Source organism: Arthrobacter sp. ISL-30 (assembly GCF_018613855.1).
GTDB lineage: Bacteria > Actinomycetota > Actinomycetes > Actinomycetales > Micrococcaceae > Arthrobacter.
On sequence record NZ_JAGGPK010000018.1, the window covers coordinates 1 to 18628 of the forward strand.

Annotated in this window: 17 protein-coding genes and 1 tRNA gene; 9 read left to right on the plus strand and 9 right to left on the minus strand. The window is 63.9% G+C overall.

The window, feature by feature from the left end; genetic code table 11:
• Positions 1-131: 131 nt before the first annotated feature.
• Entirely contained in the window at positions 132-776 is a 645-nt protein-coding gene (locus J7E82_RS07900; RefSeq protein ID WP_251041605.1) for a hypothetical protein, read from the minus strand.
• Between the two features lie 225 nt (positions 777-1001).
• Here J7E82_RS07900 and J7E82_RS07905 point away from each other — a divergent pair, with 225 nt between their 5' ends.
• From J7E82_RS07905 to J7E82_RS07930, 6 genes are all read left to right on the plus strand, one after another.
• Complete coding sequence (locus J7E82_RS07905) at positions 1002-1808, plus strand: carbon-nitrogen hydrolase family protein (protein WP_214862077.1); 807 nt, start codon at positions 1002-1004, stop codon at positions 1806-1808.
• A 91-nt stretch (positions 1809-1899) separates the two neighbouring features.
• Entirely contained in the window at positions 1900-2703 is an 804-nt protein-coding gene (locus J7E82_RS07910; protein ID WP_214862078.1) for a gamma-glutamyl-gamma-aminobutyrate hydrolase family protein, read from the plus strand.
• A 160-nt stretch (positions 2704-2863) separates the two neighbouring features.
• Positions 2864-3730 (plus strand): IclR family transcriptional regulator, encoded by an 867-nt coding sequence (locus tag J7E82_RS07915; protein WP_251041606.1) that lies wholly within the window; start codon positions 2864-2866, stop codon positions 3728-3730.
• A gap of 265 nt (positions 3731-3995) precedes the next feature.
• On the plus strand, positions 3996-5726 hold the full coding sequence (locus tag J7E82_RS07920) for a urocanate hydratase (protein ID WP_214862079.1): 1731 nt from the start codon (positions 3996-3998) through the stop codon (positions 5724-5726).
• 142 nt (positions 5727-5868) lie between these two features.
• Positions 5869-7461 (plus strand): histidine ammonia-lyase, encoded by a 1593-nt coding sequence (gene hutH / locus J7E82_RS07925; RefSeq protein WP_214862080.1) that lies wholly within the window; start codon positions 5869-5871, stop codon positions 7459-7461.
• Positions 7462-7655: 194 nt separating this feature from the next.
• Positions 7656-7895: a hypothetical protein gene (locus J7E82_RS07930; protein ID WP_214862081.1), complete on the plus strand. Its 240-nt coding sequence runs from the start codon at positions 7656-7658 to the stop codon at positions 7893-7895.
• 131 nt (positions 7896-8026) lie between these two features.
• Here J7E82_RS07930 and J7E82_RS07935 read toward each other — a convergent pair whose 3' ends face one another.
• Positions 8027-8248 carry a hypothetical protein gene (locus tag J7E82_RS07935; protein WP_214862082.1) on the minus strand — a complete coding sequence of 74 codons (222 nt, stop codon included), beginning with the start codon at positions 8246-8248 and terminating at the stop codon, positions 8027-8029.
• Positions 8249-8454: 206 nt separating this feature from the next.
• Here J7E82_RS07935 and J7E82_RS07940 point away from each other — a divergent pair, with 206 nt between their 5' ends.
• The 3 genes from J7E82_RS07940 to J7E82_RS07950 all read left to right on the plus strand — a co-directional run bounded on the left by J7E82_RS07940 (position 8455) and on the right by J7E82_RS07950 (position 11694).
• The gene (locus J7E82_RS07940; RefSeq protein ID WP_214862083.1) at positions 8455-10242 is read left to right on the plus strand and encodes a hypothetical protein; all 1788 of its coding nucleotides are present in this window, start codon (positions 8455-8457) and stop codon (positions 10240-10242) included.
• A gap of 139 nt (positions 10243-10381) precedes the next feature.
• On the plus strand, positions 10382-10705 hold the full coding sequence (locus J7E82_RS07945; protein ID WP_308113701.1) for a metalloregulator ArsR/SmtB family transcription factor: 324 nt from the start codon (positions 10382-10384) through the stop codon (positions 10703-10705).
• Positions 10705-11694 carry a TIGR03086 family metal-binding protein gene (locus J7E82_RS07950; RefSeq protein WP_214862084.1) on the plus strand — a complete coding sequence of 330 codons (990 nt, stop codon included), beginning with the start codon at positions 10705-10707 and terminating at the stop codon, positions 11692-11694. The genes J7E82_RS07945 and J7E82_RS07950 overlap by 1 nt, the downstream gene beginning before the upstream one ends.
• On the opposite strand, the gene J7E82_RS07955 is transcribed toward J7E82_RS07950, so the two are convergent.
• From J7E82_RS07955 to hutG, 7 genes are all read right to left on the minus strand, one after another.
• Positions 11684-14242 (minus strand): AMP-binding protein, encoded by a 2559-nt coding sequence (locus tag J7E82_RS07955; RefSeq protein WP_251041607.1) that lies wholly within the window; start codon positions 14240-14242, stop codon positions 11684-11686. The two genes, J7E82_RS07950 and J7E82_RS07955, sit on opposite strands and share 11 nt — an antisense overlap.
• Before the next feature lie 80 nt (positions 14243-14322).
• Positions 14323-15363: a cation transporter gene (locus tag J7E82_RS07960; protein WP_308113702.1), complete on the minus strand. Its 1041-nt coding sequence runs from the start codon at positions 15361-15363 to the stop codon at positions 14323-14325.
• Positions 15360-15875 carry a transporter substrate-binding domain-containing protein gene (locus J7E82_RS07965; protein WP_308113703.1) on the minus strand — a complete coding sequence of 172 codons (516 nt, stop codon included), beginning with the start codon at positions 15873-15875 and terminating at the stop codon, positions 15360-15362. Before J7E82_RS07965 ends, J7E82_RS07960 begins: the two co-directional genes overlap by 4 nt.
• A gap of 110 nt (positions 15876-15985) precedes the next feature.
• Positions 15986-16543, minus strand: coding sequence for an adenylate kinase (locus J7E82_RS07970; RefSeq protein WP_214862092.1), 558 nt, complete (start codon positions 16541-16543; stop codon positions 15986-15988).
• A 97-nt stretch (positions 16544-16640) separates the two neighbouring features.
• Complete coding sequence (locus J7E82_RS07975) at positions 16641-17270, minus strand: DinB family protein (protein ID WP_214862085.1); 630 nt, start codon at positions 17268-17270, stop codon at positions 16641-16643.
• Positions 17271-17286: 16 nt separating this feature from the next.
• Positions 17287-17357: transfer RNA gene (locus tag J7E82_RS07980), tRNA-Cys, on the minus strand.
• A 116-nt stretch (positions 17358-17473) separates the two neighbouring features.
• Positions 17474-18463: a formimidoylglutamase gene (gene hutG, locus J7E82_RS07985; protein WP_214862086.1), complete on the minus strand. Its 990-nt coding sequence runs from the start codon at positions 18461-18463 to the stop codon at positions 17474-17476.
• Between the last annotated feature and the right edge of the window lie 165 nt (positions 18464-18628).

An 18628-nucleotide genomic window follows, 5' to 3' on the forward strand; every position in this document is an offset into this window, starting at 1 on the left:
CCGGGCCGTCTGACAGTCCCAACCCGTCCCGTACGTTGTCGGAGGCTGCTCCCGCCTTCCCCGGCGTTCCCCGGACCAGGCTGCCTCCCAGCTTCACCGGCCAGCTGCGACTGACCAGCGGCGGGGTCCTTTCACCCCCACTCGATTCCAAGCGCCTCGTGGCGCACGTCCGGCTTCCAGTAGACCCGGTCGCGCTGACCGCCGTCGGGCGTAATCACCCGGACCGTGGCAGGAGGAAGCTTCCGTACTCCGCGCAAAATTGTTCGAGGCGCCGGCACAATGGAATGCCAGCTGAGGTAGTGGTGGAGGGCGACGTCGTCGATGGTCGTGTCCACGCCGCCCACTGCAAGGAGCGCTGGAAGCGTGGACGCGAATCTCATGCGCCCTGCAGATTCGGTGATGTACAGGGGCTTGATGCCCAGGCGGTCCCGGGCGAGGACAATGCAATTGCGCCTCTCGTCTACAAGCGCGACGGCGAACATGCCAACAAGGTGGTCCACGAAGTTCTCGCCCCAATGCCTATAGGCCTTGATGACCACCTCGGTGTCACTAGTTGAGCCAAACACGTAGTACCGCTGAAGTTCCCGGCGCAGCTCATGGTGGTTGTAGATGCACCCGTTGAAAGCAAGGGCCAGCCCCGAGCCGTCGTCGGTCATGGGCTGGGATCCGCCCTCCGAAAGGTCAATCACACTGAGGCGGCGGTGCCCGAGTGCTGCCCAGCCGTTGGTCCAGGTCCCTTCTCCGTCCGGCCCCCTGTCCGCCATGGAATCCGTCATCAATTCCACACGATGTAAATCCGCCCTTTCCCCCCGGAAGGCCACTTCGCCCGCTATGCCACACATTATTAAGTCCAATTTCTAACACTAAGTATGCTTACTGTTCTAACACTCGCTGCCCTTTCAGGCGGCGTCAAGTACAAGGGCCATATCGGTCGTACGGCGCCTTTAGTTTGGGAGTACTCAGTGGGACGCTTGAAGCCGGTCCACGGGAAGGGGAGCAGCATGCGGATTGCGTCGGGACAGTTCAGTGCAGGAATCGACTCGGCGTTGAATCTGCGGGAAGTTTCCGGGCTGATGAAAACAGCGGCCGACGGCGGTGCGGAGCTGCTGGTGCTGCCCGAGTCGAGCCTTTATGCCAGTTCGGAGCCTCCGTCCGTCCTGTCCGCAGTGGCGGAAAGCCTTCAGGGTCCCTTCATCAGCGGGATCGCCGGGTTGGCGAAGGACCTGGGCCTTTCGGTGGTGGTAGGAACTGCCGAGGCGCACGAGGGCGGGCTGCCCTACAACACCCTTGTGGCGATCAATTCCAATGGTGAAATCACCGGCACCTACCGCAAGATCCATCTGTACGACGCCTTCGGCTACCGCGAAAGCGACGGGATCCTCGCAGGGGAGATCCTGCCCCCGTTCCTGCTGACGTTTGGAGAACTGCGCCTCGGTACGCTCACCTGCTACGACCTCAGGTTTCCGGAAAGCGCCCGCTATCTGGTCGACGCCGGCGCGAATGTCCTCCTCCTGCCGGCGATGTGGATCAGTGGACCTGGGAAGGAGGATCACTGGAACACCCTGGTGCGGGCCCGAGCAATCGAGAACACGTCCTACGTCGTTACGGCCAACCAGACCGGACCGCTCGCCACGGGCTACTCAATCATCGTGGATCCCTTTGGCGTGGTGATAGCAAATGCCGGCGAGGCTCCCGGCGTCGTTTTCGCTGACCTCGACATTGAACGCCTGGCGGCGGTGCGACGGAAGGTGCCCTCCTTGGTCCACCGCCGCTTCCGGATTGTCCCCGGCGGGCTTCCTGGGGCGTGAACATCGATACCCAATGGTGACGGGCACGTAACACAGAATAAACAAGCGCTTCGTAGCCTTGCTGTAGGACGTTTCCCGGAAGGACACGCGCATGAATGCCTCAGACAACGCGATCAAGCCGATCATTGGGCTGACCACGTACCTTGAACAGGCCGGCACCGATGGTTGCGGGACGGTCCGCGCCGCCTTCCTGCCGGAAACATACCTGACTCCCATCCTTACTGCAGGGGGAGTGCCGGTCCTCCTCCCGCCACAGCCCACGGCCGGCAACATGATCGAGCACCTCGTAAGCAGGCTTGACGGGCTCCTGGTTCCTGGCGGCTGGGATGTGGATCCGGCACGGTACGGCCAGGAGGCCCACCCCGCGACGGATGTGCCCAGGCCGGAGCGTGATGAGTGGGAAGCAGCCCTCATCCTCGAGGCGATCCGCCAGGACGTTCCCCTTCTGTGCATCTGCAGGGGTGAACAGTTGCTCAACGTCACACTGGGCGGCACGCTCCACCAGCACCTGCCGGAGGTAATCGGAACGGCGCACCACCAGCTCGGCGACTTCAAGTTCAACAACATCCAGGTGGCTATTAAACCCGATTCCAAGCTCGGACAGCTCATAGGCTCTGAGTCCCTTGAGGCCGTGCCCGTCTCCCACCACCAGGCCGTGGACCGCCTGGGTGAGGGACTGATCGCCACTGCCTGGAGTGAAGACCAGGTGATCGAGGCAATCGAACATCCCGGCGTTGATTTCTGCCTCGGAGTCCAGTGGCACCCTGAACGGCAGGCCCAGGAAAAAGCCCTGTTTCACGGGTTCATTGAGGCCGCCAGTGCCAAAATGCTGTCCCGACTGCGTCCGGCTCCGGTGGATTCCATGGAGTTCGCGCACGAACTGGCTGCCAGCTAACCCTCAGCCGGCTAACCCCCAGCCGATCCGGGGACGAATCGGACAAGGCAAAGTGTCTGGAATCCCGGACGCTTAGTTGCCCGAATTCTTCAGCCTTCTTCTTCGGCAGGTGCATCCTTAAGTACGGGAAACCAGACACCTGCCTGAAGCGAAGAGGATCATGCAACGCGGAGCAACCACCAGAAAGCCCGACAGCACCGCTGTCTCGACCACGACAGCAGCCGCCTCCCCGGCAGGAGCACGCATCAAGGTGGCCTCCAAAGTCCCTGCCGCAGAGAATACCCTGCGGATCCTCAAGCTCCTTGCCTCACGTCGAGGCCCAATGGCGGCGTCGCAAATTGCGACTTCGCTGGGCCTGCCGCGCTCCAGTGTCTATCACTTGCTGGGCGTCATGGAAGCCAACGGCTTTGTGCTGCACCTGCACGAAGAGCAGCGTTATGGCCTCGGAATCAGCGCCTTCGAGCTCAGCTCCGCCTACTCCAGGCAGGAACCGCTGTCCCGGCTGGGCCGGCCCATGCTTGCCTCCCTTGTTGACGCCCTCGGCGAGAGTGCCCACCTTGCCGTCCTCCACGGGCGCGACGTGCTGTACATCGTGGAGGAGAGGGCCAAGAACCGCCCTTCCCTGGTGACCGACGTCGGGGTCCGGCTTCCCAGCCACCTTACGGCCAGCGGACGGGCGATTCTTGCCGCCCTGCCCAAGTCCCAAGTGCGCGCCCTCTATCCAAACGCCGCTGCCTTCACGTCCCGCCATGAGACCGAGTCGCCCATCATGAAGTACTCCGCGCTGTCTTCCCATTTGGACCAGGTGCGGCAGCGCGGGTATGCCACCGAGCACGGTGAGATTACGCCGGGCTTTGGCTCGGTTGCCGCCGCCGTGACTGACCACTTGGGATGGCCGACGGCGGCGGTCGCCGTGACGTTCCTGGAGGACAAATTGCCGGCCGAGGAGTGGCCCGTGCTGGCGGCCCGCATCCAAAAGGTGGCCGACGAACTGTCCATCCGCATCCACGGCCGCCCCGGAGCCTGAAATACCAGGGCCAACCTCGTGGGCCCGTCGGATTCTGCTCGATCATCCCCAGCTGCGCCCTCTCCAGCCGCGGAAATGGGCGACCAATGCGGTAGTCCCGGCGAATGATCCGGCAGAATCCGACGCACCCCAAAAACGCCTTCCTCCAAGCGTCTGGAATTCCGGACAGCACACCCTTGAAACCCATTCCTGAAGCGCCATCAAGGGGCTTTAGTGGATATAGAACAACTTTCCATCTGAACCACTTACTAACGAAGGAGCCACCATGGCACCCGCCGATTTCACTACTGGTGCCCGTCCGGTCAAGGCTGCCCGGGGTATGGAGTTGACTGCGAAGTCCTGGCAGACCGAGGCGCCGTTGCGCATGTTGATGAATAATCTGGATCCGGAGGTTGCCGAGCGTCCTGATGATTTGGTGGTGTATGGCGGTACGGGGCGTGCGGTGCGGTCCTGGGCGGCGTTTGATGCGATCACCCGGATGCTGGAAACCATGGAGAAGGACGAGACGCTGCTGGTGCAGTCGGGCAAGCCGGTTGGCGTGTTCCGCACGCATGAGTGGGCTCCGCGGGTGCTGCTGGCCAACTCCAACCTGGTGGGGGACTGGGCCACCTGGCCGGAGTTCCGCCGGCTGGAGGCCGAGGGCCTGATGATGTACGGGCAGATGACGGCCGGGTCCTGGATCTACATCGGCACCCAGGGCATCCTGCAGGGCACCTACGAGACGTTCGCCGCCGTCGGCCGCAAACTCCTTGAAGCGGGCCGGCATCCGGCCCCGGCCGCCGAGGGTTCCGCTGAGGGCCCGCTGGCCGGGACGCTGACGCTGACCGGCGGGTGCGGGGGCATGGGCGGGGCGCAGCCGCTGGCTGTCACCTTGAACGACGGGGCGTGCCTGATTGTCGATGTTGACGAGAGCCGGCTGCGGCGCCGGGCCGGCAAGCGGTACCTGGACGAGGTCGAGACCGACCTGGACGCCGCGATCGCCAAGGTGGTCAAGGCCAAGGAAGAGCGCCGCGGCTGGTCGGTCGGGTATGTGGGCAACGCCGCCGAGGTGTTCCCGGACATCCTGGCCCGCCACCTGGCCGGGGAGCTCACGGTTGATGTGGTGACGGACCAGACCTCCGCGCATGATCCGTTGTCCTACCTGCCTGAGGGCATCAGCGTGGCCGAATGGCACACCGAGGCCGCCGCGGACCCGGAGGGGTTCACCAAGAAGGCCCAGGCCTCGATGGCCAGGCATGTCCAGGCGATGGTGGAGTTCCAGGATGCCGGGGCCGAGGTGTTCGATTACGGCAACTCGATCCGGGATGAGGCCCGCAAGGGCGGTTACGCCCGGGCGTTCGAGTTCCCCGGCTTCGTGCCGGCCTACATCCGGCCGCTGTTCTGCGAAGGGCTGGGCCCGTTCCGCTGGGTCGCGCTGTCCGGGGACCCGGAAGACATCGCGGTCACCGACGCCGCGATCAAGGAACTGTTCCCGGAGAACACCCACCTGCACAAATGGCTGGACGCCGCCGCGGAACGGGTCGAGTTCGAGGGCCTGCCCGCGAGGATCTGCTGGCTGGGCTACGGCGAACGCGCCAAGGCCGGGCTGCTGTTCAACCGGCTCGTCGCCGAGGGCAAGGTCAAGGCCCCGATCGTGATCGGCCGGGACCACCTGGACTCCGGCTCCGTGGCCTCCCCCTACCGGGAAACCGAAGCCATGGCCGACGGCTCGGACGCGATCGCCGACTGGCCGCTGCTGAACGCGCTGCTCAACACCTCCTCCGGCGCCACCTGGGTCTCGATCCACCACGGCGGCGGCGTGGGCATCGGCCGGTCCCTGCACGCCGGCCAGGTCTCCGTAGCCGACGGCACCGACCTCGCCGCGCAGAAACTCGAACGCCTCCTCACCAACGACCCCGGCATGGGCGTCATCCGCCACGTCGACGCCGGCTACCCCCACGCCATCGAAGTCGCCAAAGAACGCGGCGTCCGCATCCCCATGACCGAACACAACTAATCCCCCTCGTCGCCCTCCCCAACTAGCTGGCAATAGATGTCGCTATGAGCCCTGAAAACGACAACAACTGCGGACTAGTTGGGAAGAGGCTCCAGGGGAACGCTCGCCGGACTTACTCGCTGGACTTTAACTAGGAACTTCAATGACACTCACAACCCACGCACCACGGACCGTTACCCTCGGCTCCAGTGGCATCACGCCTGAAGACGTGGTCGCCGTCGCGCGCTATGACGCCAAGGTGACCATTTCGCAGGAGGCCCTGGACACTGTGGCCAAGGTCCGCGCCCACATTGATGGGCTGGCAAACTCCGACACCCCGGCTTATGGCATCTCCACGGGCTTCGGGGCCCTGGCCAACCGGCACATCCCCAATGAGCTGCGCACCCAGCTTCAGAAATCGCTCATCCGCAGCCACGCAGCGGGAATGGGCCCGGCCGTAGAGCGCGAAGTGGTGCGTGGCATCATGTTCCTTCGTGCCAAGACCCTGGCTTCCGGCCGCACCGGTGTGCGTCCCGTGGTCCTGGAGACCATGGTTGACGTTCTTAACGCCGGCATCACGCCCGTGGTGCGGGAGTTCGGGTCGCTGGGATGCTCCGGCGACCTCGCTCCGCTGTCCCACTGTGCCCTGGTGCTCATGGGCGAGGGCGAAGCCACGGGGCCTGACGGCACGCTGTTCGGTGCCGCCGGCGGACGGACTGTCGCCGAGCTGCTTGCCGAGCACGGGATCGAACCAGTCACCTTGGCCGAGAAGGAGGGGCTCGCGCTGGTCAACGGCACCGAGGGGATGCTCGGGATGCTCCTGATGGCCATCGCTGACCTTCGCCTCCTGCTGACGACGGCGGACATCACCGCCGCGCTCAGCGTGGAGGCTCTGTTGGGCACGGACCAGGTGTTCCTCCCGGAGCTGCACGCCGCCCTGCGCCCCCATCCAGGCCAGGCCGCAAGCGCCGAGAACATGCTGAAGGTACTGTCCAACTCAGCGATCGTGGCATCGCACCGAGAGGGTGACTCCCGCGTCCAGGATGCCTACTCGCTGCGTTGCGCACCCCAGGTTGCAGGTGCCGTCCGCGACACTGTGGATCACGCCGCGTTGGTGGCCTCCCGCGAACTGGTTGCCGCCATTGACAACCCGGTGGTGCTCCCGGACGGACGAGTGTCCTCCAACGGAAACTTCCATGGCGCTCCGGTGGCTTACGTCCTGGACTTCCTGGCGATCGCCGTGGCGGACCTCAGCTCCATTGCCGAACGCCGCACGGACCGCATGCTGGACCCGGCACGCTCGCACGGACTCCCGGCCTTCCTGGCCGATGATCCGGGCGTCGATTCGGGGCTCATGATTGCCCAGTACACCCAGGCCGGGCTGGTCTCGGACAACAAGCGGCTGGCCGTTCCGGCGTCGGTGGACTCCATTCCAAGCTCCGCCATGCAGGAGGACCATGTCTCCATGGGCTGGCACGCGGCCCGCAAACTGCGCAGGGCCGTGGAGAATCTTCGTCGCGTCCTGGCTGTGGAACTCGTGGCGTCTGCCCGGGCCATCGACATCCGCACCCAGCTTTCCGGTGGCGAGCTCACTCCCGGTCCTGCCGGAGCGGCCGTGCTGGAAGCTTTGCGCGGAGTCGTCCAGGGACCCGGTACAGATAGGTTCCTGTCGCCGGAGCTCGAAGCGGCTGACCGTTTCGTGGGCGAAGGGGAGGTCCGCGCGGCGGCCGAATCCGCCGTCGGAATCCTTGCCTAAAACCGAACTTTCGGTCAAGCGGGGTTAACAATTCGTGACGCCCCGGAAATAGTCTGCATGTCAGGCTTCCGGGGCGTGGCGGGTGTAGTAGAAATGAAGGGTACGGTGCGTCCATGACAACGAAGTCGTGGGCCCGCCGGTGAATTTCAATTCACAAATGAAACAGCGAACATCCACAAAGGGGTAGAGGTTCAATGAAGGCACGCGGGACAGTCCTGTCCAAGCGAATCGCTCACGCTGCAATAGTTTCCGATTGGGGAGTCTTGAAGGCGGGGGAACGGGTCGAGATCATCAAGCACGCGCACGTGATTGCAGTGGGTGAAGTAGAGGAGGTTTCGCTCAGCGGCAATGTGCTTTGGCTGGAATCTGGAGGGACGGGCTCAGGCGAAAGGCCTTTCATGAAGTCCGACGGCGTCCAGGTTCGCCGGGCGTAGGTGGCTAAATAGAAAGAAATCCGGGACCCGTATCCTGTTCTGCGGTAGCAGTGAGAGGACACGGATCCCGGATTCTTTTTTGGCATTTAGGTATTCCGCGTCCCCAGGGGCAGAAATACTCTGTCGCGGTCTTAGGCCGCGATGGCCTCGCGGGTCTGGCCGAAGGGAACGCTCTCGTCAAGGGCCACGGTGTAGGTGCCCGGTTCGTGGCGAGTAACGAGGATGCCACAGGTTCCGTTCTGTGCCGCAGCCTCGATGAGGGATTCCACTGCGCGCTCCAGGCCTTCGTGTACCTCGTCGGCCCGCTCAAAAGAGAGCCGGATCGACTGGGTTTCGAGGGTTGCCATGCTCATTGGAGGACTTTCTGTTGGGGGTGTCGCGGGAGTGCGACCTCCCCATCTTACAAGACCTGTCCAGTCAAACGTTAGATGTCGGACAAATTCCAACGATTAGCGTTTTACCGTTTCGAGCTTGAGCATCTTGGCGGCTCCGCAGCCCAATAACTGGGGCCACTAACTGAGGGCTTCTCTTCCCTCCCCGCGCCTGCAAAAGTTGTGCCGTGATCAACGCCGAAAACTCCTCCAGGCTGTTTCCCTCCTCAGAGGTCGTGGAAGCGGGTGGCTGGCGCGCCGAACTGCGCAACGATGAATTGGCTGACATCAGCTTCAACGGAACGCCTGTCCTTCGTGCCATCCGCGCAGTGGTGAGGGATCACGACTGGCGCACCCTCGTTCCCACAGTGCGTCGCGTGGCCCATCGGGACAAGGGCGACGGCACAACCGTCCTTCTCGACATCGACTTTGATGGCTTCGGCGCGAGTTACACCGGTGAGCTCGCGATCCACTTCAAGGCAAACAACCTCAAGGCGACGTTCGACGGCGTCGCGCCCGCCGCCTTCCGCAGCAACCGGATCGGGCTGGTGGTGCTGCACCGGCCGGATGACGCCGGCCGCCCCGTCACTATCGGCAGTCCGGGCGGCGGCCGGACGCCGTCGACCTTTCCGTTGGACATCAGCCCACACCAGCCCTTCCTGGACATCGCGTCCATGGAGTGGGAGCGTGATGGCACCAGGTTCCAGCTCCGCTTCAGCGGCGATGTCTTCGAGACAGAGGACCAGCGGAACTGGACCGACGCCTCCTTCAAGACCTACAGCACCACGCTCTCCAAACCCTTTCCAGTGGAAGTTCCTGCAGGCAATCGCGTGCACCAGTCGGTGCTGCTGACGGCCAACCCGACGGCGGGCACCGGAGGTGGAACCACGGCAACACCTGCCGCTGCACCTCAAGGGGCTGCAACTCAAGGCGCCCCAGTCCTGACAGTGCTCGACGGCGCGGCGGCCCGGGTGCCGGCGCTTTCGATTTCCTCTACTTCCGGATCAGGCGAGCTCCTCGGGCGGCGGATCCCCGGGCTGGAGGCGCTGCTTGTGGAACTACATCCTGGAACTGACGCGGAATCTGTCGTTCGGAGCGCAGTGGAGCAGGCAACAGTTTTGGGCGTTCCCCTGGATGTCCGGCTGGAGGTTCCTTCCGCGGATCGCGTCCCCGGGCTCCTGGATCTCCTGCCGCTGGAGAACGTGATGCGGCTCGGCATATTCGACGCCGTGAGCCGCGTGACTGAGCCCGGATTGTGGGCCGTGCTGGAGGAGGAGGCAGGCCGACGTGGCTTCACCGGGACCCTCGTGGCAGGTGCCAGCTCGCATTTCATTCAGCTGAACCGAAACGCGGACCGGCTTCCGAAGAATGCCCCGGCCCTGACCTTCAGCATCACACCGCAGAAGCACACCACGGAGATTCCCCACATTGTTGAGACACTGCCGATCCAACGCCTCACCGCGCTAAACGCCCTGAGGATCGGCTCCGGGCGGCCGCTGCACGTGGGACCCGTAACGCTGAAGCCACGGTTCAATGCCGCCGCAAGCTCGGGCGGGATGGATGCGGCAGGCGGGATGGATGCGGCAGGTATGGATCCGTTGCAGCCCGAGCCGTTTACTGCAGCCTGGCTTCTGGGCAGCATCGCGGCCCTGAGCATTCCCGGCGTCGAATCCGTCAGCTACTTCGAGGCTTCCGGCCCTCGCGGCATCAGCGGGCCGGGGGGACTGACGCCGGCAGGTGAAGTCCTGGCCGCCCTCGCAGGGCTGCGTGGGGCGGATGTGTTGGAGGTCGATGGCACAGTGCCCGGGCTGGTCCTGTATCCCGTGCGTGACGGCGCCAGAACAGTCCTTTTCGCCGCCAACCTCACGCCTGACCGCCTCAGCGCCACGGTACGGCTGCCGCTGGGACTGACTCACGACGGCGAGGCGAACCTTGAACTCGAAGCGTGGACCGCCGTGGTCCATCCCCTGGACTGAAACCGCATCACCCCTGGCCCAAGTAGATCGCAGTTGTTGTCGTTATGACGCCTCATAACGACAACGACTGCGAGCCAGTTGGGCGTGGACCAGGCTCACCTCTTGCCTTAATGCGTTAGCCTTTGCTAACGTATTAATCGTGCTGGATTTGCTGGAAGTAGCTGCGGAGCCGAATCGACGTCGGCTGCTCCAGCTCCTGGCTCGCGGTGAGGCAACGGTTACGGAGCTGGCCTCCGAATTTCCGGTGAGCCGATCAGCGATCTCGCAACATCTCTTGCTGCTGGCCGAAGTCGGCCTTGTGTCGGCCCGAAAGGACGGGCGAAACCGGTATTACCGGCTGGAAGAGCAGGGAATGGCTCGGCTGCGTGAGCAGTTCGATGCCTTCTGGACAACCGAACTGGACCAGCTGGTTGCCGACGCCAGTGAATTGAAATCCAAGAACATCACCCAAGGAGACTCGTAATGTCTTTTTCGAAAACTGTTGTGCTCCCTGCCACCCCTGATGAAGCTTTTGACCTGATTACCCAGCCAGAGCGGTTGCGCCGCTGGCTGACTATTGCCGCGCGAGTGGACCTTCGGGTCGGCGGCGCCTACCGCTGGACAGTCGTCCCAGGCATGTCTGCCGCCGGCACCTTCACTGAGGTTGAGCCCGGCAAGCGGGTAGTGTTCACGTGGGATTGGGAGGGTGAGGCCGCGATGCCAGCCGGCTTGTCTACAGTGTCTGTGACCATGGAGGAAACGGCAGGCGGAACTGCCGTGACGCTAAGCCACCATGGGCTCAGTCCAGATCAGGAAGCCGGCCACGCAGAAGGCTGGAGCCACTATCTGGACCGTCTCGTGGTGCTGGCTACTACTGGCGACGCCGGCGCGGATGAATGGCCTCCATCGCCTGTTCCGTTCACCGAGTTGACCGGCGCTGAGGCCACGCTCGCCGTCATCCAACGGGTCCTGGCCGGACTCACGCCTGCAGACATGAATCTCCCGACGCCCTGCGAAGAATTCACCGTCGAGCAGCTCGTGGGCCATCTCCAGGAGTCGGTTGGCGGCATAGCTGCGGCCTTGGGCGCCAGGGACGTCCAGACCGACGACGGCTCGCCGGAAGAGCGAATTGCGGCACTGGCACAGGCAACGCTGGAAGCCTTCGCCGCCCGTGGCCTGGAGGGAACCATCGATATGGGATTCGCCCAGGTCCCAGCCAACATTGTGGCCAACATCCTGAACCTGGAATTCCTGGTTCATGCCTGGGATTTCAGTGCCGCTACAGGACGCCCCCTCGAGGTCGCCCCGGCGCTTTCGGACTACGTGCTGGAACTGGCCCGAAAGACCATCAACCAGCAACTGCGCGACGGCGGCAGCTTTGGACCGGAAAACATCGTCGCCGAGAGCGCTGATAGTCTCGAACGCCTCATCGCCTTCACTGGACGCCGGCCTGAACTCACCGTCACCACCTAAGGCGCGTCACTGCCATGCGCCAGGAGCGTTCGGCCACGCCCATCACCCTGATGGACAACGCCCAATAGGCCACGCCCACTGCAAGGGACAGGCCAACAGCCAGGGCTTTATCGATTTCCCTGACATCCTGGAAAACTGCCCAGTGCGTGACATAGGCGTAGAGCGAGGCGCTGGCGAGGATCCCCACCACGCGGTGCAGGATCGCCGGCAGCGGGAGGGCCGGCAACCAGGCCAGCAGGAGGATCCCGGCAAGGATGGTGGCCTCGCGCCAGGGGTTGTCGAAATAGCCGGGCAGGGTCAGTGCGGCCAGGGCGGACAGGGCCAGGCGCTGCGGGATGGTGCGGGCGCGGGCGAAGGCCCAACCCAGGGCGAACAGCCACAGGACGGGGCGGGTATGCAGGATGTCGACGCCGACAAGGCCGTAACGCGCCAGCAGCCCTGCTCCAATGAGGGCTACCGGGAAACCAAGCGGGAACCGCCGTTCCGCCCGATCTGCCCAAGGGATGGCCAGGAGGGCGATCATGGCGAGCAGCACATACACCAGCACTTCCACGAACCAGAAGTGCCAGGCGTCGGTCCAGTGCTGCGGCCCGATCATGGTGTTGAGCAGCACGAGGTTGGTGGGGGTGTAGTGGATTTTGTCGGACAGAAGCATCACTGCCCCGATGAACGCCACTGTTGGCACCACAATCCTCGCCACGCTTCGCAGCTGTCGGCGGAGCCGCGGTATGCGGTCACCGCCCAACTGGAAGCGGGCAAAGTTGTAGCCGGCCAGCACCATGAGGATATGGGCTGTCCCCGGCCACTGGACAAGTTCCACGTGCGTGCTGATGATGACGACGATCGCGACGGCGCGGAGCACGATGCTCGTTTCCAGCGGTGCGAACAGCCGCCTCCTCCGGCTCTCCGGTCGCCTTCCGATCAGTTCCCGGACCGGCGTGACGTGCCAGTTCCCCGGGAGTTGGCTTCCCAGGGCCCTTTCCAGGCGGATCGAGGCCGCCACATAGGACAGTGAATCCCCTCCCAGCGAGACGAACGTGTCGTCGTCGCCGATGTCGTCCCGTTCGAGGGCATCGGCGAAGATCCTGCGGACGTCCTCCGGGCCGTCGTCGACCTTTGGCTCACTGGCGATTGGTCGCTGGGTTGCGGCTGCGCTGAGCGCAAGAACAGCCGGATAGTCAGTCTTGCCCGTCGCCAGGCGCGGCAGCTGCCCGACGGCGTAAACCTCCACTGCGGCGCGGGGCAGGCCGAGCTCCCCGGCCAGCATCTTGGCCAGCATTCGGGGTTCATGGCTGCCCTCGACGGCGGCCACCAGTTTCTGGTCGGTTCCGGCGCAGGCTGCTGCGGTGCCACCAAATCCGGCGAGGATTTTTTCCACTTGGCCGAGGTCGATCCTCAAGCCCACGATCTTCACGAAGCGGTTCCGTCGGCCAACCACTTCGTACAAACCGTTGGGGTGCTGCCGGGCGAGGTCTCCCGTGCGCAGCTCCTCGATGGTCCTGCCGGCCGCGAGGTCAGCGGGGCTTTCCGCGTAGCCCAGCATCACATTGGGACCCCTGTAGACCAGCTCGCCATCTTCCAGGCCTGGTATGGGATCAATGCGGAACTCACCGCCGGGTATCGCTACGCCGATGGTTCCCGGATGGGAAGCGGCCAGGGACGGAGGCAGGTAGGCCATCCTGGCAGTGGCCTCGGTCTGGCCGTACATGACAAAGAGATCCCAACCGTCCCGACGGCCTTGCTCGGCGTAGCGGGTGACCGCGCCGGGATCCAGGCGGCCTCCCGCCTGCGTGATGTAGCGGAGGCTGGGCAGGTCCCTTTCGGCGAAGCCGGCACGGTCCAGCAGCTCGAAGGTGTAGGGAACGGCTGCGAAGGACGTGGCCTTGCAGTTGCTGAACAGCTGCCAGAAACACTCATCGACAACCGACAGGCCGGTCAGGACCAGCCCGGCTCCTCGAAGGAGGTGACTGTTGATGACCGACAGCCCGTAGCAGTAGTACATCGGCAGGGTGGTCATGGCCCTGTCGTCCCCGGTGATCTTGAGGTACTCGGCGATAGAGGCCGCGTTTGACTGCAGGTTCTGTCGGGAGAGCCGCACCAGTTTGGGGGAGCCCGTGGAGCCCGAAGTACTCAGAAGGAGCGCCAGGTCCGGATGCAGCTCATGGCGAGTGACTGGCCGTACCTCCTCCAGCTGGATCCCTTTGGGTCCGGAACGGAGGATCACGTCGGGGTCATAGCTTGCCACGAGGGATTCGAGGGCAGCGCTGTTGTCTGCGGGGGCCAGGATCAGGGGATGGCCTCCCGCGAGGGCGGCAAGATACGCCACAAGGGAATCCACGCTGTTGTCCGCAGCGAGGATGGCAAGCCTGCGCATAGTGCCCAGCCGGGCACCGAAATCCTGCACACGCCAGGCCAGTTCCCTGTAGCTGATGGCGCTTCCGCCGGTGAGTACGGCGGGGCGTTCGCCGAACACCGCCAGGTCGGAGGCAAAGCCGACCCCGGCGAATTCAAGGGGGAGAGTCACCCAGTCAAAGTAAAGGGTAGGCATGCCTAACTTCAACTGGACTAACGCAGGCGGCGCGAATTTTACACTGTTTGACCTTTGTCTTCGCTGATATCAGCGCCCTGCTACCGTTCGCCGCCGGATGACGGGATGCCCGGCAGGTATTCGGACGGCAGTTGGGAGACCGGAATTATGACCATGTCCTGGACCTTCCAGTCCATGTCGATGCAGGCCTTGCGGGCAGCTTCAAGCCTCTCCAGAGTAGGCATGACCTGACCAGCCGGCACCACGAAGGACTCGACGTGGAACACATGTCCTTCATCCCGAATCCGGGACTTCGCGGTCTCCACCCAGTCAAGGCCTTCGAGGTATTCGTCGATTTGCCCTCCCACGGGGTGCGGCTCGGAGTCGTCGTAAGTCCTTGCATGCTTGTCCATCAGGGCAGTGATGGCCGCGCGGGTGTTCCGGACGCCGTCGTGGAGGATGCTGGCAGAAATCACCAGGGCAGCCACAGCATCCGTCCACCACCAGCCGATTCCAATGCCTGCCACCCCAACAGCGGCAGCCAAGGCGGTCATCCAGTCTGCCTTGTTCATTGCGGCATCGGCATACAGGACCTTGTCATGCAGGGTCTTCGCCAGCTTCATTTTGACATGGCCAAGATAGACCGGAGGGCCGGCCGTCAGCAGCATGGCGCCGATCATGATCCACCCAAGCCAGATGGTCTGGCCGAAGAAATCGAAGCCGCCGATTGTGGGATGCTCGCCTGTGACGAGGCCCAGGCCGGAATCCACGATTAGGTAGGCGCCCATCACCACCAGCGCGATTGAGGCAACCACATGCGCAATGCCCACTGCACGGTGGAAGCCGTAGGGATGCTCCTCGCTGGGCTGCTTACGAATGACCCGGGCAGCGATCAGGAAGGAAAACGGAGGCAGCAAGGACAGCACGTCCTCCACCCAGGCGGCCTTCACCGCCTGTGAATTTCCCAGGACAAGGTAAATCATGGCCGTGGACACGGTCAGGAACGCGATGGTGATCCACTCGAACTTCTTCGCCTTGCGCAGCGCAGCATGCTGCTCTTCTGGAAGTTCCGTGTGGCCGAAGCGCGCAGGGATCCTGCCTGGGGACCTGTCCTCGCCCGAAGACGTACTCGCGGCCTTCACTTCGAGGTCATCGCTTCCATCAGGAACTTATCGAGTTCAAGCAGGAACGCGTTTTCGCCTTGGCGTATGAGCATCACATGCTTGTGCCTGGTGCCGCGTTCGTCCGTGGACTCGGTGTAGCCCCGGGTCAGCCCTGAGTGCTTCTCCCACGGTGTCTTGTCATTCAGGCCCGCGATCATCAAGTCCAGTTCGCCGTGCTTGATTCCCTCCGCGAGGACGTACTCGGTGCCGGTTGTCCATTCGATCCTGGCATTGAGCTTCCCGGCGAAATCCCGGACCAGGTCAGCTTCCCGGCCTTCGGGCTCACCGCCGGGTGGCAGCGAGACCCATTCGCCATTGGGGCTTGCACCCACACGCATGACACCGTCGCTCACCCGATCCAGCGTGCCATGCGGGTCGACGGGAACGGATTGGCAGCCTGCCAGGAACAACGCTGCGGCGAGCGCTGCGGTAAACGCGAGCACGGCGGCAAAGCGAGTCCCTCCGCGCTGCAGGAAACTTTTTCCGCCCACCGGCACCTCCGCCGTCGATGACTGACCGGGCTAGTGAGTGAGCTTGCCGAAATCGCTTTGGAGTCGAAATCGCTTGGACACGCTCAACTACCCCTACTGACAGTAAACGCCTACTTCGTCAGTGCGACCACGGAGCGCTCGAAGACCTGGTCCTCAGTTCCCGAGCCATCCACATTTACCAAGATCCCGCTCTGGAGGTAGAGCGAGGTAATCGGATGGGTCTCCTGGTAGTACAGCGCCAGGCGGTGTCGCATGATGTCTTCGGTATCGTCGGAGCGCCGGGTGAGGGCGGCGCGCATAAGCATACGGCGGATGAGCTCCTCATCGTCCACGGTCAGTTGCAGGGCCATGTCCAGCCTGTGGCCAGTCACGGCCAGGATGGCCTCAAGTTCAGACACTTGGGCGCTGTTGCGTGGGTAGCCGTCCAGGATGAAACCGTTTCGAAGGTCCTCGCGATTAAGGCGTTCACGCACGAGCTCGTTCGTCACGCTATCGGGAACCAGGTCTCCGGAATCCAGGTGGGCCATGACTTCCCGGCCCAGCGCCGTGCCAAGCCTCACCTGCTCGCGAAAGATTTCTCCAGTGGACACGCAGGAGATGCCCAGATGACGGGAAAGCCGCTCGGCCTGCGTTCCCTTGCCGGATCCCGGGGGACCAATGATCAGCATCCGCATAAATAGGACGACTTCCGTGAGTGGATGAAGACGTGTTTCTGTATCGTCGCGGCGATCGGCCTCTAATGCAAGAGCGGGTTTTCAAGCAAGGCTATTGATCGACGTCGGACTTCCGGTCACCGGACCGCCGGGCGGACGCCTCGATCCGCTCCCAGTGGGCCTGTACCTCCTCGGGAGACCGTTCCGGCAGGTTGGGGTCGCCAGGTCCTTGACCCACAGAACCGTCGATGAGTTCTCGCAGGATGTCGGCATGGCCCAGATGTTGGGCCGTTTCACAGCAGAGGTGCACCAGGATCTGGTGCAGCGTCACGTTGCGCCGTTCCTCGGGCCACCACGGGACGACGCCGGGCGCGTCAAGCGGCAACTCATCTATGGTTGCGTCGCTATGAGCAGCCGAGAACCGATGCAACTCAACAACCTCCTCGCGGGTTTCTTCCTCCGGAACCCACATGTCGGCGTCGGGCTCGGCATCCTCGGCGTACCAGGGCAGTTTCCGCCCGCTGGGCCGTCCGAATACGTCGCCGAGGTATCCCAGCTCGACGCTGGCCACATGCTTGACCAGCCCCAGCAGGTTGGTACCGCTGGGCGTCATAGGCCTGCGGGCGTCGTATTCGTTCAACCCGTCGAGCTTGGCCAGGAGTTGGGAACGCCTGGTGCGCAGGTAGCGGTGGAGCGTTGCCTTGTCATCTGCTGCGCCCGGACTGTTTATGGCGGGGTTCATAGCGCGCACTATACCGACGTGGTGGCGGGATTCGAACCCGCGTTCGCTGCTTTGCAGGCAGCTCCCTGGCCTCTTGGGTACACCACGTGCTCCGAGCCTAGGTATGCGCTGGCACAGGTCCCAAGGTCCGTTAACCTGTCTTTCCCCGCGTTTCGACGGGTTTCCTCGTATTGCCCTTTGTGACTGATTGCCCTTTGCTGCCGTCAGGAGAGCAGCGTAGTCAACAGCCGGGCCGCCACCTTGGCGGTGCGCGAGTCGACGTCGAACTCCGGATTCAACTCGGCCACATCAAGGTGCAGCAGCTTCCCGCTGGCCGCAACCTGCCGGCAGACAGCCGTGATGACGGGGAGCGGAACGCCATAAGCCGCAGGGGCGCTGACCCCGGGAGCTACCGACGCCGGCAGGACGTCCAGATCGATGGTCAGGTAAAGCGCGTCCACCTGCTCGAGGAACGAGGCCACGAACGCGGACGTAGCCTCCGGCGAGCAATCTTCGTCCAGCAGGTAGTCCACGCCCAGGCGGGCAGCGGTGTTGAAGAGGGTTCGCGTGTTGTTCGGCTCTGAAATTCCGACGACGGCGTACTTCAGTTCCCGGCCGGCGGCGGCTTCGGCGTTGGCCATTTGCAGGAACGGCGTTCCGGAGCTGGGCTCGGGCGCGTCGCGCAGGTCGAAGTGGGCATCGAGGTTCAGCACGCCGAGGCGTTTTCCGCTGCGTAGGGCTGCGGAACCTGCAACGCCCAGGTAGCTGGCATACGCAGTTTCGTGCCCGCCGCCCAGCAGCACGGTGAGGTTCCCGGCGTCGAGCAGTTGCGAGACAACATGTCCGGCGCGCTTCTGGCCTTCCTCCAGGACGCCTGGGGTGTCATCGACGACGGCGACGTCACCGGCGTCGAACACTGTGCGATCCAGGTGGTACGCCAGCGGACCCAGCTGCGCGCGGATGGCCGCCGGAGCAGCCGCCGCTCCGAGCCGACCCTTGTTGCGCCGGACGCCTTCGTCACAGCGGAATCCGACGACGACGGCGGGACGCCGACCGGATGCATCAGCGGCGGCGTCGGATATTTCTCCCAGGGAGACGCCGGGGGAGTACGGGGCTACGGCCTGCCACCAGCGGCGGTGTTCCTGGGCATCCCCGTCGAAACGCCCGGTCCAGGGCTGGGGCGGAACATCAATGGAGGGCAAAGCGGAGTACATGCTTCAAGCTCATCGCACGGCTGCCGCCAAAACCAGCCCCGCCGCCGTCGACGTGTCCGGAATGCCAGAAACTCCTACCCCGCCACCCCATCACCCTCCTACCCCGCTCACCCAGGTAACTGGCAGTTGTGGTCGTTAAAACGGGGGCGGAGTCAAGTAGTCGGG

Coding starts and splice junctions, on each gene's coding strand:
- J7E82_RS07920 (WP_214862079.1), top strand. CDS start 3,996: ATGGCACCCGCCGATTTCACTACTGGTGCCCGTCCGGTCAAGGCTGCC.
- J7E82_RS07975 (WP_214862085.1), bottom strand. CDS start 17,270: ATGAACCCCGCCATAAACAGTCCGGGCGCAGCAGATGACAAGGCAACG.
- hutH (WP_214862080.1), top strand. CDS start 5,869: ATGACACTCACAACCCACGCACCACGGACCGTTACCCTCGGCTCCAGT.
- hutG (WP_214862086.1), bottom strand. CDS start 18,463: ATGTACTCCGCTTTGCCCTCCATTGATGTTCCGCCCCAGCCCTGGACC.
- J7E82_RS07950 (WP_214862084.1), top strand. CDS start 10,705: ATGTCTTTTTCGAAAACTGTTGTGCTCCCTGCCACCCCTGATGAAGCT.
- J7E82_RS07955 (WP_251041607.1), bottom strand. CDS start 14,242: ATGCCTACCCTTTACTTTGACTGGGTGACTCTCCCCCTTGAATTCGCC.
- J7E82_RS07930 (WP_214862081.1), top strand. CDS start 7,656: ATGAAGGCACGCGGGACAGTCCTGTCCAAGCGAATCGCTCACGCTGCA.
- J7E82_RS07900 (WP_251041605.1), bottom strand. CDS start 776: ATGACGGATTCCATGGCGGACAGGGGGCCGGACGGAGAAGGGACCTGG.
- J7E82_RS07905 (WP_214862077.1), top strand. CDS start 1,002: ATGCGGATTGCGTCGGGACAGTTCAGTGCAGGAATCGACTCGGCGTTG.
- J7E82_RS07915 (WP_251041606.1), top strand. CDS start 2,864: ATGCAACGCGGAGCAACCACCAGAAAGCCCGACAGCACCGCTGTCTCG.
- J7E82_RS07910 (WP_214862078.1), top strand. CDS start 1,900: ATGAATGCCTCAGACAACGCGATCAAGCCGATCATTGGGCTGACCACG.
- J7E82_RS07935 (WP_214862082.1), bottom strand. CDS start 8,248: ATGAGCATGGCAACCCTCGAAACCCAGTCGATCCGGCTCTCTTTTGAG.
- J7E82_RS07970 (WP_214862092.1), bottom strand. CDS start 16,543: ATGCTGATCATTGGTCCCCCGGGATCCGGCAAGGGAACGCAGGCCGAG.